This is a genomic window from Streptomyces sp. NPDC048479, assembly GCF_040651435.1.
Taxonomy (GTDB): Bacteria; Actinomycetota; Actinomycetes; order Streptomycetales; family Streptomycetaceae; genus Streptomyces.
In genome coordinates, this window is sequence record NZ_JBEZKA010000012.1 from 168,319 (window position 1) to 180,672 (window position 12,354).

Consider the following 12,354-nt stretch of genomic DNA (forward strand, 5'->3'; position numbering starts at 1 on the left):
GCTCCAGACTCTATCCGAACAGCAGGGGTGCAGTGCAACTCGGATCCGCGGGCGCCCCTCAACTGGCCTCGCGGAAGGCCTCGTAGACCCTCTTGGGGATCCGGCCGCGAGCGGGCACGTCCATCTTGTTGGACTGTGCCCAGGCCCGCACGGCCGCCGGCGCGGGCGCGAGCGAGGTGTGCCGGTAGGAGATGCGGGACTTGTCACGCTTCCCGGCGTATGTCTGCTTTCGGCCGGCCGTCATGTACGGGGCCAGGGCCTTGCGCAGTTTCTTTGCATTGGAGGGATTGAGGTCGATCTCGTACGACTTCCCGTCCAGGGCGAACGCGACCGTTTCCGCCGCTTCTCCGCCGTCCATGTCGTCGGAGAGCGTGACCACTACTCGCTGAGCCACGGATATCGGTCCTTTCCTGCGGTATCGCCGGTTCTGGCATGCGGTGATACCGGCTTTCCGGCTGGTGAGGGGCAATGCTGCTTTCCTCTGTATTCCTTTGTACAGCTGTAGGCGGCGCATTGTGAAGCCCAGCCAATTACATGCGCGTGTCCGACGGCAATGGGGAGCGGGATTTTTCTCTGGATTTTTCCCGGGCGTTCTCGAGATATCTACTCGCGTAGATTTTTCGGGCGGGTACGCTGAGGGAACCGCCCTCGCAACACACCACCGGGAGTGCCCGTGGCACGCGTCGTAGTCGACGTCATGCTCAAGCCCGAGATCCTCGACCCCCAGGGCCAAGCGGTGCAGCGCGCACTGCCCCGCCTTGGATTCGACGGGATCGCGGACGTACGTCAGGGAAAGCGCTTCGAGCTGGAGGTGGAGGGGCCGGTCGATGACGCCGCCCTCGCCCGCATCCACGAGATGGCCGAAACGTTCCTCGCCAACACTGTCATCGAGGACTTCGTCGTAAAGGTGGAGTCGTGACCGCTCGTATCGGCGTCGTCACATTCCCCGGCACGCTCGACGACAAGGACAGTCTTCGCGCCGTCCGACTCGCCGGCGCCGAACCCGTCCCGCTCTGGCATCGCGACAAGGACCTCAAGCAGGTCGACGCCGTGGTCCTGGCCGGAGGCTTCTCCTACGGCGACTATCTGCGGGCCGGAGCCATCGCCCGCTTCTCGCCGGTGATGGAGACGATCATCGAGCAGGCCAAGGCCGGTCTGCCGGTCCTCGGTATCTGCAACGGCTTCCAGATCCTCACCGAGTCGCATCTGCTGCCGGGCGCGATGCTCCAGAACAATCACCTCCACTTCATCTGCCGCGAGCAGAAGCTGCGGGTGGAGACGAGCGGGACGGCCTGGACGGCGGATTACACCGCCGGTCAGGAGATCCAGATCCCGCTCAAGAACATGGACGGGCGGTACGTCGCCGACGAGCGCACGCTCGACGAGCTCGAGGCCGAGGGCCGGGTCGCCTTCCGTTATCTCGACTTCAATCCGAACGGCTCGCTCCGTGACATCGCCGGCATCACCAACGCCGCGGGCAATGTCGTCGGTCTGATGCCGCACCCCGAGCACGCCGTCGAGCCGCTGATCGGTACGGGCCGTACCGACGGCCTCGGATTCTTCACCTCGATCCTGAAGAAGCTGGTCTCCGCATGACTCTCGACACCGTCAAGCACGCCACCGAGACGCCCGACGTCGAGCAGCCCTGGAAGGAACTCGGCCTCAAGCAGGACGAGTACGCGCGCATCCGCGAAATCCTCGAGCGCCGCCCGACCGGCGCCGAACTCGCCATGTACTCCGTCATGTGGTCCGAGCACTGCTCGTACAAGAGCAGCAAGGTCCACCTGAAGCAGTTCGGCGAGAAGGTTCCCGAGAACGACGCCATGCTCGTCGGCATCGGCGAGAACGCGGGCGTCGTCGACGTCGGCCAGGGTTACGCCGTCACCTTCAAGGTCGAGTCGCACAACCACCCGAGCTACATCGAGCCCTACCAGGGCGCGGCCACCGGCGTCGGCGGCATCGTCCGCGACATCCTCGCCATGGGCGCCCGTCCGGTCGCGGTCGTCGACCCGCTGCGCTTCGGCGCGGCAGACCACCCCGACACCAAGCGGGTGCTGCCCGGTGTCGTCGCGGGCATCGGCGGCTACGGCAACTGCCTCGGCCTGCCGAACATCGGCGGCGAGGTCGTCTTCGACGAGTGCTACCAGGGCAACCCGCTGGTCAACGCCGGCTGTATCGGTGTGATGAAGCACGAGGACATCCACCTCGCGAAGGCCTCCGGCCCCGGCAACAAGGTCATCCTGTACGGCGCCCGTACCGGCGGCGACGGCATCGGCGGCGTCTCCGTGCTCGCCTCCGAGACCTTCGAGTCGACCGGTCCGGCCAAGCGTCCCGCCGTCCAGGTCGGCGACCCCTTCCAGGAGAAGCTCCTCATCGAGTGCACGCTCGAGATCTTCAAGGAGAAGCTGGTCGCGGGCATCCAGGACCTCGGCGGCGCCGGACTGTCCTGTGCGACGAGCGAGCTGGCGAGCGCCGGCTCCGGCGGTATGCGGGTCGAGCTCGACACCGTGCCGCTGCGTGATGCGACCCTCTCGCCCGAGGAGATCCTCATGAGCGAGTCGCAGGAGCGCATGTGCGCGATCGTGGAGCCGGAGAAGGTCGAGCGTTTCCTCGAGATCTGCGAGAAGTGGGACGTCATCGCCACCGTCATCGGTGAGGTGACCGACGGCGAGCGGCTCGAGATCTTCTGGCACGGCGAGCAGATCGTGGACGTACCGCCGCGTTCGGTGGCCCATGAGGGCCCGACGTACCACCGTCCGTACGCCCGTCCTGAGTGGCAGGACGCGCTCCAGGCCGACGACGCGAACAAGCTTCCCCGGCCGGTGACGTCCGAGGAGCTGCGCGAGCAGGTGCTGAAGCTGGTCGCATCGCCGAACCAGGCCTCGAAGTCCTGGATCACCGACCAGTACGACCGTTTCGTGCAGGGCAACACCGTGCTGGCCCAGCCCGAGGACGCGGGCATGATCCGGATCGACGCGGAGTCGAATCTGGGCGTGGCCATGGCGACCGACGGCAATGGCCGGTACGCGAAGCTCGACCCGTACACGGGCGCGCAGCTCGCGCTGGCCGAGGCGTACCGCAATGTCGCCGCCTCCGGCGCCAAGCCGCTCGCCATCTCGGACTGCCTGAACTTCGGTTCGCCCGAGGACCCGGCCGTCATGTGGCAGTTCGCCGAGGTCACGCGCGGTCTCGCGGACGGCTGCCTGCAGCTCGGCACCCCGGTGACCGGCGGCAATGTCTCGCTCTACAACCAGACCGGCGACGTGGCCATCCACCCGACGCCCGTGGTCGCGGTGCTCGGCGTGATCGACGACGTGAACCGCCGTACGCCGATCGCCTTCAAGGAAGAGGGCCAGCTCCTCTACCTGCTGGGCGACACGCGTGAGGAGTTCGGCGGCTCGGCCTGGTCCCAGGTCGTCCACGACCACCTCGGCGGGCTGCCGCCGGCCGTGGACCTGGACCGCGAGAAGCTGCTCGGCGACATCCTGATCTCGGCCTCCCGCGACGGCATGATCGACGCGGCGCACGACCTGTCGGACGGCGGTCTGATCCAGGCCGTGGTCGAGTCGTGCCTGCGCGGCGGTACGGGCGCGCGACTGATCGTCCCGGACGGGCTCGACGCCTTCACCTTGCTGTTCAGCGAGTCCGCGGGCCGTGCGGTCGTGGCCGTGCCGCGCAGCGAGGAGCTCCGCTTCAACGACATGTGCGGGGCGCGGGGGCTGCCCGTGACCCGTATCGGTGTTGTGGACGGCGAGGACGTGGAGGTCCAGGGCGAGTTCAGCATCGCACTGAGCGAGCTCCGTACGGCACACGAGGAGACCATCCCCGGTCTGCTGGTCTGACGCCGCACCGCTCTGCGGGAGCCCCCGTCCGGATTCTCCGGGCGGGGGCTCCCGCATTTCCTCTTGCCAGAGATTACGTAATTACGTAATCTCTGGGTCATGGAGCTGGAAGAGCGCGTCGCCGAGCTGGAGCGGCGTCTGGCGGCGCTGGAGGGCGGAGGCCGCGATGTCCCGCGGCTGGGCGACGGCGACTTCTGGGCGCTGGACGGGCTCAAGGCGCAGCTCGTCGGCACGGAGGCGGGTGGCGTGCTGTTCACCGGTGCCGTACGGCTGCCGACGCAGGAGCAGTACGAATGGCAGTACGGCACGCTCACCGGGGATCTGCTCGACGCCGACTGGACCCAGGCGGCCGAGTCCTTCGCCGCGCTCGGCCATCCGGTACGGCTGCGGCTGCTGCGCGAGATCCTCGGCGGCCGGCGCACGGCTGCCGAGCTGGCCGAACTCGAAGACCTCGGGACGACCGGCCAGATCTATCACCATCTGCGCCAGCTGGCCGCCGTCGGCTGGCTGCACACGGCGGGGCGGGGCCGTTACGAGGTCCCGGCGGGGCGCGTGGTGCCGCTGCTCGTGGTGCTGTCCGCCGCCTGAACCGCCTCAGGACAACCGCCTCAGGAACAACAACAGTACAAACAACAACCGTACGAACCAAGGGGGAACCATGCCCGTTCGCAAGCTCGCGATGATCTCCTACCGAGGCCTCCAGCTGGTCTTTTTCGCCCTGGTGGTGGGCTCGTTCTTCGTCGAGTACCCGTTCAGCTGGTGGTGGATCTTCCTGCCGGTTGTGCTCTCGAGCGTTCTCGTCATCGTGCTGGGCCGGCGCACGGCCGCCGAGCAGCGGCTCGACCCGCGGCCTCCGGTCGAGGTCGACCCGCCGGTGACCGGCCGCTGGATCGCCATCAACAGCCCCGCCGACAAGGTGCCGAGCCATGGGACCCACGCCTACGGCCAGACGTACGCGATCGACATCGTGGCCGAGCCCGAGGAGGGCGGACGGCCCGCCTTCCAGTCGCTGTGGCCCCTCGCCCGTCCGGTCGGCGCCTTCCCGGCCTTCGACGAGCCGCTGCTCGCGGTCGCCGACGCCACCGTCGTGCACGCCACCGACTGGCGGCGCGACCACCTCAGCCGCAACTCCCTGCCCGCCCTGGCCTATCTGCTGCTGATCGAGGCGTCCGCCCGCGACATGGGCGGCGCGGGCTGGGTCACCGGCAACCACATAGTCCTCGATCTCGGCGACGGCACCTATGCGATGTACGCGCACCTGAGGCGCGGCTCGCTCACCGTCCGCGCGGGGGACACGGTGCGGGCCGGCCAGGAGATCGCTCGCTGCGGGAACTCCGGCAACTCCACCGAGCCGCATGTGCACTTCCAGCTGATGGACGGCCCGGACCTGGACTCGGCCCGGGGTGTCCCCTTCAGGTGGCGCGGGATCGGGGTGCCGTCGGGCGGCGATGCGTTCACTGTCGAGCGGCAGCCGGCTACCTGAACTCGGCGGGCTCGGGAGCGTCGGCGGGCTCGGCGACTACGCAACCCCGTCCTGTCCGCCCGTTAGTCTCACTCTCATGCCACCGGCCAAGAAGCGCACCCGCAGCTACGACCCCGTCAAGATCCGCGCCGCCGTCCTCGCCCAGTTCGAGAACGTACGGCAGGTGGTGGGCACGCTCACGCCCGAGCAGCTCGCCCTTCCCACCCGGCTCGGCGACTGGACGGTGCGCGATCTGGCCGGGCACATCGCCATGGTCGTCGGCGCGGTCGGCCGGAGTCTCGAGCAGCGCGAGCCCGCCAGGCAGGAACTCGATCTGCTGGACTGGCCGTTCGCGACCGTCGCCTTCGCCGGGAAGGTCTCCGACGACACCAAGGAGATTGCGGCGAGCGGTGAGCCCGAAGAGCTCTGTGCGCGAACTGCCGCCCGGCTGGCCGAGTTGCTGCCCGCCGCGCCCGACGGCCGGTTGCTCGCCACCCGCGTCGGCGCGATGCGCCTCGGCGACTTCCTCGTCACCCGCACCGTCGAACTCATCGTCCACACGGACGACTTGAACGACGCGACGGGCCTCGGCATCCCGTACGACCGACAGGCGCTTGCCGCCTCCACCCGGCTCCTCGCCGACGCCCTCGCGGTGAAGGCCCCGGGTGCATCCACCGAGGTGCGCGTGCCGCCGTTCGCCGTTGTGCAGTGCGTCGAAGGCCCGCGGCACACACGCGGCACCCCGCCCAATGTCGTCGAGACCGACCCGCTGACCTGGATCCGGCTCGCCACGGGGCGTACGGGATGGGCCGAGGCGCTCGACGCGGCGAAGGTCAGCGCGAGCGGCGAGCGCGCCGACCTCTCGGCGCTGCTGCCGATCCTCGGCTGATCGCAGTGGCTGATCGCAGTGGCTGATCGCAGCGGCTGAGAGCAGTGGCGAGCGCGGCGGGGGAAGGCAGCGCGGGGACCCAGCGGCTGAACGCAGCGCCGGAACCCGGCGGGGGAACCAGAGCCACACCTCCCCCGTCCCAACGGTATGCGCAACCAGCTGAGCGTTCCTGTCACCGTCCTGGCCCTCCTCGCCCTTGCCGCCTGCGGCACGGAGTCGGGATCCGCCTCCGGCGACGGAGGCGGCTCGGTGAAGACCGATCTGCCCCTCACCGGCGTCCACTGGTCCGTCGACAGCGTGACCGTCGGCGGTAAGAGGTCCGCGGCGCCGTCCGGCGCGCATGTCGAGATCACGGACAAGGGCCGGGCCCAGGGCAACTACGGCTGCAACCACTTCGGTGCGGACGTCAAGGTCGACGGCGACACGGTCACCGTGAGCCCGGCCGAGATGACCGAGATGGCCTGCGCCAAGGACATCCAGGGCTTCGAGGACGAGCTGCGGGCCGCCTTCTCCGGCAAGCTCAAGGCGAAGATCGCCGACGGGAAGCTCACGCTGACCACCGAGAAGGGCGACTCCATCGCCCTCACCTCCGAGCGTCCGGCCGCGCTGGTGGGCACCAAGTGGTGGGTGAACTCACTCCTCTCCGACGGGACCGCGTCGTCCCTGCCGGCCGGCACGGACAAGAAGGCGTATCTGACCTTCGGCAAGGACGGTTCCGTACAGGGCAGCCTCGGCTGCAACACCTTCCACAGCACCGCGAAGATCACCGGCGCCAGCATCACCTTCGGCCGTCTCGCCACCACCCGGAAGCAGTGCCCGGGCCCGGAGATGAACGTGGAGCGCGAACTGCTCAAGGTCCTCGACGGGACGGTGACGTACAAACTGCAGCACCGCGGCCTGTCCCTCACCGCGCCGAACGGCAAGGGACTGGCCGCGACTGCCGCGCAGAAGTGATCAGCCGGGGGTACGGAAGCAGCCCGGCGTCCGTCCGCTCCCAGGCCGCCCGCAGCTCCGCGAGCCGCCCGGGCTCCACTGCCGCCTTGTCCGCCTGCTCCCGCGCGTCCTCGGTCAGCTTGAAGAGCTGGTCCTCGCCGAGATCGGCCCACCCGAGGTCGTCCCCCAGGATGAAGATTGGGCCGCCGCGCATGCCGCCCGAGCGCCCACGCGGCCCGCAAGGCCCGCTCCTGAGGCGCTGCGGCCTCGGCGGTCCCGGCCGCGAGCCCCACGGCGGCGGCCGCGGCGCCAACGGCTCCTCCGAAGGCGCGCCGGCTCAGCTTGTGGTCGTACGAGGTCACGGTGTCTCCAGACATGACTGGCCACGCTCCAGAGGGGGAGCGGCAGTGTGAAATGCGCAACGCGGGGCGGACCGGCCGCCCTGTGAGCAGACCGGACCCGGACCGGACCCCGGAACCAGAACCGAAAGGACCCCCGCACCGGGGTCAGCGAACAACTACACGCAGCGACAGATCGCGCTCGCGACACGGACCAGGTCAACGCGTCGGCGCTCCACCAGCGTGACCGTCCGGTCACCAAGAGGCTGCATGCGCCAGGATCTTCCCCGAACCCCCGTGTACCTGCCAACGATCGTCCCGAAATGCGGACACCCGAATGGACACCCGCCAAGCCCCCGTACGCCCGTCAGGACCGCCCCGGACCACCCCCGAGCGAGCCCGTTCCGCATCCCCAATTCGGACCAGTGGTCGATCTCGCCTACACTCGGTGCCGTGCCACGTGGTGACGGACGACTCAACCACGACCTGCTCCCCGGTGAGAAGGGCCCCCAGGACGCTTGCGGCGTCTTCGGTGTCTGGGCCCCGGGCGAAGAGGTCGCGAAGCTCACTTACTTCGGGCTCTACGCCCTCCAACATCGAGGCCAGGAATCCGCAGGGATCGCGGTGAGCAACGGCTCACAGATCCTCGTATTCAAGGACATGGGCCTGGTCTCTCAGGTCTTCGACGAAACTTCCCTCGGCTCCCTCCAGGGTCATATTGCGGTCGGTCACGCCCGCTACTCGACCACGGGCGCCTCCGTGTGGGAGAACGCGCAGCCGACCTTCCGGGCGACCGCCCACGGCTCGATCGCGCTCGGCCACAACGGAAACCTGGTCAATACCGCCCAGCTCGCCGAGATGGTCGCCGAGCTCCCCAGGGAGAACGGCCGGGCCACCCAGGTCGCCGCGACCAATGACACCGATCTGGTCACCGCGCTCCTCGCGGGCCAGGTCGACGACGACGGCAAGCCGCTGACCATAGAGGCGGCCGCCGCCAAGGTGCTGCCCGAGGTGAGGGGCGCCTTCTCGCTCGTCTTCATGGACGAGGGCACCCTCTACGCGGCCCGCGACCCGCAGGGCATCCGCCCGCTCGTCCTCGGCCGCCTCGACCGCGGCTGGGTCGTCGCGAGCGAGTCCGCCGCCCTCGACATCTGCGGCGCCAGCTATGTCCGCGAGATCGAGCAGGGCGAGCTCATCGCCATCGACGAGAACGGCCTCCGCAGCTCCCGATTCGCAGACGCGAAGCCCAAGGGCTGTGTCTTCGAGTACGTGTATCTGGCCCGCCCCGACACCGACATCGCCGGCCGGAATGTCTATCTCTCCCGTGTGGAGATGGGTCGCAGGCTCGCCAAGGAAGCTCCGGTCGAAGCGGATCTGGTCATAGCGACGCCGGAGTCCGGCACTCCCGCCGCGATCGGCTACGCCGAGGCCAGCGGAATCCCGTACGGCTCCGGTCTGGTGAAGAACGCCTACGTCGGCCGCACCTTCATCCAGCCGTCCCAGACCATCCGCCAGCTGGGCATCCGCCTCAAGCTGAACCCGCTCAAGGAAGTCATCCGCGGCAAGCGACTGGTGGTCGTCGACGACTCGATCGTCCGCGGCAACACCCAGCGTGCGCTCGTGAAGATGCTCCGCGAGGCCGGCGCCGCCGAGGTCCACATCCGGATCTCGTCCCCGCCGGTGAAGTGGCCCTGCTTCTTCGGCATCGACTTCGCGACCCGCGCCGAGCTCATCGCCAACGGCATGACGATCGACGAGATCGGCACCTCGCTGGGCGCGGACTCGCTCTCGTACATCTCCCTCGACGGGATGATCGAGGCGACCACCATCGCCAAGCCGAATCTCTGCCGCGCCTGCTTCGACGGCGAGTACCCGATGGACCTTCCCGACCCCGAGCTGCTCGGCAAGCAGCTTCTGGAGACGGAGCTGGCGGGCGGCGCCGATGCCGCCGACGCGCTCCGTCGCCCGTAAGTCCTGCAGTACGACACGAAAGTTCTCTCCGTCATGACAGCTGAGTCTTTTGAGCGTGCTCCGCACGCGGGCGCCGGTGCCAGCTACGCAGCCGCGGGCGTCGACATCGAAGCCGGCGACCGCGCCGTCGAGCTGATGAAGGAGTGGGTGAAGAAGACGCAGCGCCCCGAGGTCCTCGGTGGCCTCGGCGGTTTCGCCGGCCTCTTCGACGCCTCCGCCCTCAAGCGCTACGAGCGTCCGCTGCTCGCCTCGGCCACCGACGGCGTCGGCACGAAGGTCGATCTCGCCCGCAAGATGGGCGTGTACGACTCGATCGGCCACGACCTCGTCGGCATGGTCGTCGACGACCTGGTCGTCTGCGGCGCCGAGCCGCTCTTCATGACCGACTACATCTGCGTGGGCAAGGTCCACCCCGAGCGTGTCGCCGCCATCGTCAAGGGCATCGCCGAGGGCTGTGTCCTGGCCGGCTGCGCGCTGGTCGGCGGCGAGACCGCCGAGCACCCCGGACTGCTGGGCGAGGACGACTTCGACGTCGCAGGCGCCGGTACGGGCGTGGTGGAGGCCGACCGGCTGCTGGGCGCGGATCGTATCCGTACGGGTGACGCGGTCATCGCCATGGCGTCCTCCGGCCTTCACTCCAACGGGTACTCGCTGGTCCGCCATGTCGTCTTCGACCGCGCCAAGATGTCCCTGGACCAGCAGGTCGAGGAATTCGGGCGGACCCTGGGCGAGGAGCTCCTCGAGCCCACCAAGATCTACTCGCTGGACTGCCTGGCGCTCACCCGGACCACCGAGGTGCACGCTTTCAGCCACATCACCGGCGGCGGTCTTGCCAACAACCTGGCCCGGGTCATCCCGGACAGCCTGCACGCGGTCGTCGACCGTTCGACCTGGACCCCGGGCGCGGTCTTCGACCTCGTCGGCAAGGCCGGTCAGGTCGAGCGGCTCGAGCTGGAGAAGACCCTCAACATGGGCGTCGGCATGATCGCCGTCGTCCCCGAGGAGTCGGTGGACGTGGCGCTGACCACGCTCGCGGACCGCGGCGTCGACGCCTGGGTCGCGGGAGAGATCACCGAGCGCGGCGAGCACACCACGGGCGCGACGCTCACGGGTGACTACGCAGGCTGAGCCCACAGGGGCAGCGCGAAACCCGGTCCGGGGCGTGGGCCTCGGACCGGGTCACGTAGCAACGCTTTTTGAGGTGTACGTACGTCAAGCGCCGCGGCGCTGTGACGACGGACCGGACTCGTCGTCCTCGTCATCGTCGTCGTTGTACAGATCCGCGTACTGTGCGTACGGGTCATCTTCCTCGTCGTCGTCCTCGAACGGCTCAGCGTTCGGTGGTTGACTCGAAGGCGATGCGCCCAGCTCATTGGCCAGACGCGACAGGTCAGTCCCGCCGCTGTTGTACTTCAGCTGGCGGGCGACCTTCGTCTGCTTGGCCTTGGCCCGGCCGCGCCCCATGGCTCGACCCCCTCGGTGACGGGGCTCGACGGCCCCAGAGTCTTGACACGCGTTCATAATTCGGAACGGACTCTCCATGGAGAGACCGGTCCGTAGGACTTCAACGGTACCTGCTTCCGCGGCCATACGGTACGCCGCCCGCATGACGCGCCACTTCACAGGACCCTCGAGGAGCCCCGTCCTCGCTGGTCAACTGCGATTTTAACCTCTTCTTGGCAGTCGACCCGCCGACCGGGGTGAGTCTTGTCTCCCAGGTCGGCGGGCCGGCCCCGCGAGGATCAGCGTCCGCGGGCCTCCGCCATGCGCTGCTCGGCGATCCGGTCGGCCGCCGCGGCCGGCGGAATACCGTCTTCCTTCGCGCGTGCGAATATGGCCAGCGTGGTGTCGAAGATCTTCGACGCCTTCGCCTTGCACCGGTCGAAGTCGAAGCCGTGCAGCTCGTCGGCGACCTGGATCACGCCGCCGGCGTTCACGACGTAGTCGGGGGCGTAGAGGATCCCGCGGTCCGCGAGGTCCTTCTCCACGCCCGGGTGCGCGAGCTGGTTGTTGGCGGCGCCGCAGACCACGTGCGCGGTGAGCGCGGGCACGGAGTCGTCGTTCAGCGCGCCGCCGAGCGCGCACGGTGCGTAGACGTCCAGGCCCTCGGTGCGGATCAGGGCGTCCGTGTCGGTGACCGCGGTGACCTTGCCCGGGTGCTTGTCGAGGATCCGGCGTACGGACTCCACCCGTACATCCGTGATCACGACCTCGGCGCCGTCCGACAGCAGATGCTCGACCAGGTGGTGACCGACCTTGCCGACGCCCGCGATGCCGACCTTGCGGCCGCGCAGCGTCGGGTCGCCCCACAGATGCTGGGCCGAGGCCCGCATGCCCTGGAAGACGCCGTACGCGGTCAGCACGGACGAGTCGCCCGCTCCGCCGTTCTCGGGGGAGCGGCCGGTGGCCCACCGGGTTTCCCGGGCCACGACGTCCATGTCGGCGACGTATGTGCCGACGTCGCAGGCGGTCACATAACGGCCGCCGAGGGAGTCCACGAACCGGCCGTAGGCGAGCAGCAGTTCCTCGGTCTTGATCGTCTCGGGGTCACCGATGATCACGGCCTTGCCGCCGCCGTGGTCGAGCCCGGCCATGGCGTTCTTGTACGACATCCCGCGGGAGAGGTTCAGCGCGTCCGCGACGGCCTCTGCCTCGGTGGCGTACGGATAGAAACGGGTGCCGCCCAGGGCCGGGCCCAGAGCGGTCGAGTGGATGGCGATGACGGCCTTCAGCCCGGAGGCGCGGTCCTGGCACAGCACGACTTGCTCGTGGCCGCCCTGATCCGATTGGAACAGGGTGTGCAGGACGCCGTCGGTCAGATCGGTCACGGTGGTGACTCCCAGGTACGAAGCGGCGGAGGAAGGCCCTCCTGTGGGTGGGGAAGGCCCAGTTGGGGACGAGGGTAAGTCCTACGCGTGC

At 68.9% G+C, this 12,354-nt stretch carries 13 protein-coding genes and 1 pseudogene; 9 read left to right on the forward strand and 5 right to left on the reverse strand.

Going from position 1 to position 12,354, the window contains the following annotated elements; all coding sequences use genetic code 11:
• Positions 1-58 precede the first annotated feature (58 nt).
• Positions 59-394: an Lsr2 family protein gene (locus AB0D12_RS20505; RefSeq protein WP_362684496.1), complete on the reverse strand. Its 336-nt coding sequence runs from the start codon at positions 392-394 to the stop codon at positions 59-61.
• Between the two features lie 279 nt (positions 395-673).
• Between AB0D12_RS20505 and purS the strand changes: the two genes are divergently transcribed.
• The 7 genes from purS to AB0D12_RS20540 all read left to right on the forward strand — a co-directional run bounded on the left by purS (position 674) and on the right by AB0D12_RS20540 (position 7,147).
• Positions 674-919 (forward strand): phosphoribosylformylglycinamidine synthase subunit PurS, encoded by a 246-nt coding sequence (gene purS / locus AB0D12_RS20510; RefSeq protein ID WP_215092426.1) that lies wholly within the window; start codon positions 674-676, stop codon positions 917-919.
• Positions 916-1,596: a phosphoribosylformylglycinamidine synthase subunit PurQ gene (gene purQ / locus AB0D12_RS20515; protein ID WP_362684499.1), complete on the forward strand. Its 681-nt coding sequence runs from the start codon at positions 916-918 to the stop codon at positions 1,594-1,596. Before purS ends, purQ begins: the two co-directional genes overlap by 4 nt.
• Complete coding sequence (gene purL, locus AB0D12_RS20520) at positions 1,593-3,842, forward strand: phosphoribosylformylglycinamidine synthase subunit PurL (RefSeq protein WP_362684501.1); 2,250 nt, start codon at positions 1,593-1,595, stop codon at positions 3,840-3,842. The genes purQ and purL overlap by 4 nt, the downstream gene beginning before the upstream one ends.
• 99 nt (positions 3,843-3,941) lie before the next feature.
• A complete protein-coding gene (locus AB0D12_RS20525) occupies positions 3,942-4,430 on the forward strand; it encodes a helix-turn-helix domain-containing protein (protein WP_362684503.1) in 489 nt (162 codons plus the stop codon).
• A gap of 70 nt (positions 4,431-4,500) precedes the next feature.
• Positions 4,501-5,325: a peptidoglycan DD-metalloendopeptidase family protein gene (locus AB0D12_RS20530; RefSeq protein WP_362684506.1), complete on the forward strand. Its 825-nt coding sequence runs from the start codon at positions 4,501-4,503 to the stop codon at positions 5,323-5,325.
• A gap of 76 nt (positions 5,326-5,401) precedes the next feature.
• A complete protein-coding gene (locus AB0D12_RS20535) occupies positions 5,402-6,193 on the forward strand; it encodes a sterol carrier family protein (protein WP_362684509.1) in 792 nt (263 codons plus the stop codon).
• 147 nt (positions 6,194-6,340) lie between these two features.
• Positions 6,341-7,147: an META domain-containing protein gene (locus AB0D12_RS20540; protein WP_362684512.1), complete on the forward strand. Its 807-nt coding sequence runs from the start codon at positions 6,341-6,343 to the stop codon at positions 7,145-7,147.
• On the opposite strand, the pseudogene AB0D12_RS20545 reads toward AB0D12_RS20540, so the two are convergent.
• Together AB0D12_RS20545 and AB0D12_RS20550 are read right to left on the reverse strand one after the other, a co-directional pair.
• Positions 7,098-7,286: pseudogene (locus AB0D12_RS20545) on the reverse strand (hypothetical protein); the annotation flags it as partial. The gene AB0D12_RS20540 and the pseudogene AB0D12_RS20545 sit on opposite strands and share 50 nt — an antisense overlap.
• Before the next feature lie 357 nt (positions 7,287-7,643).
• The gene (locus AB0D12_RS20550) at positions 7,644-7,874 is read right to left on the reverse strand and encodes a putative leader peptide (RefSeq protein WP_362684515.1); all 231 of its coding nucleotides are present in this window, start codon (positions 7,872-7,874) and stop codon (positions 7,644-7,646) included.
• Between the two features lie 43 nt (positions 7,875-7,917).
• Here AB0D12_RS20550 and purF point away from each other — a divergent pair, with 43 nt between their 5' ends.
• Together purF and purM are read left to right on the forward strand one after the other, a co-directional pair.
• Positions 7,918-9,435 (forward strand): amidophosphoribosyltransferase, encoded by a 1,518-nt coding sequence (gene purF, locus AB0D12_RS20555; protein WP_362684518.1) that lies wholly within the window; start codon positions 7,918-7,920, stop codon positions 9,433-9,435.
• Between the two features lie 33 nt (positions 9,436-9,468).
• Positions 9,469-10,563, forward strand: coding sequence for a phosphoribosylformylglycinamidine cyclo-ligase (purM, locus tag AB0D12_RS20560; RefSeq protein ID WP_327324608.1), 1,095 nt, complete (start codon positions 9,469-9,471; stop codon positions 10,561-10,563).
• An 84-nt stretch (positions 10,564-10,647) separates the two neighbouring features.
• Here the strand turns inward: purM and AB0D12_RS20565 are convergent, their stop codons facing one another.
• Positions 10,648-10,899, reverse strand: coding sequence for a DUF3073 domain-containing protein (locus AB0D12_RS20565; protein ID WP_307662491.1), 252 nt, complete (start codon positions 10,897-10,899; stop codon positions 10,648-10,650).
• 278 nt (positions 10,900-11,177) lie between these two features.
• A complete protein-coding gene (locus AB0D12_RS20570) occupies positions 11,178-12,263 on the reverse strand; it encodes a Glu/Leu/Phe/Val dehydrogenase dimerization domain-containing protein (protein WP_362684523.1) in 1,086 nt (361 codons plus the stop codon).
• Positions 12,264-12,354 lie beyond the last annotated feature (91 nt).

Excerpts from the sequence above, each read along its gene's own strand:
- purL (WP_362684501.1), top strand. The coding sequence starts at position 1,593 with ATGACTCTCGACACCGTCAAGCACGCCACCGAGACGCCCGACGTCGAG.
- AB0D12_RS20525 (WP_362684503.1), top strand. The coding sequence starts at position 3,942 with ATGGAGCTGGAAGAGCGCGTCGCCGAGCTGGAGCGGCGTCTGGCGGCG.
- AB0D12_RS20530 (WP_362684506.1), top strand. The coding sequence starts at position 4,501 with ATGCCCGTTCGCAAGCTCGCGATGATCTCCTACCGAGGCCTCCAGCTG.
- AB0D12_RS20535 (WP_362684509.1), top strand. The coding sequence starts at position 5,402 with ATGCCACCGGCCAAGAAGCGCACCCGCAGCTACGACCCCGTCAAGATC.
- AB0D12_RS20540 (WP_362684512.1), top strand. The coding sequence starts at position 6,341 with ATGCGCAACCAGCTGAGCGTTCCTGTCACCGTCCTGGCCCTCCTCGCC.
- AB0D12_RS20550 (WP_362684515.1), bottom strand. The coding sequence starts at position 7,874 with ATGCGGAACGGGCTCGCTCGGGGGTGGTCCGGGGCGGTCCTGACGGGC.
- purM (WP_327324608.1), top strand. The coding sequence starts at position 9,469 with ATGACAGCTGAGTCTTTTGAGCGTGCTCCGCACGCGGGCGCCGGTGCC.
- AB0D12_RS20565 (WP_307662491.1), bottom strand. The coding sequence starts at position 10,899 with ATGGGGCGCGGCCGGGCCAAGGCCAAGCAGACGAAGGTCGCCCGCCAG.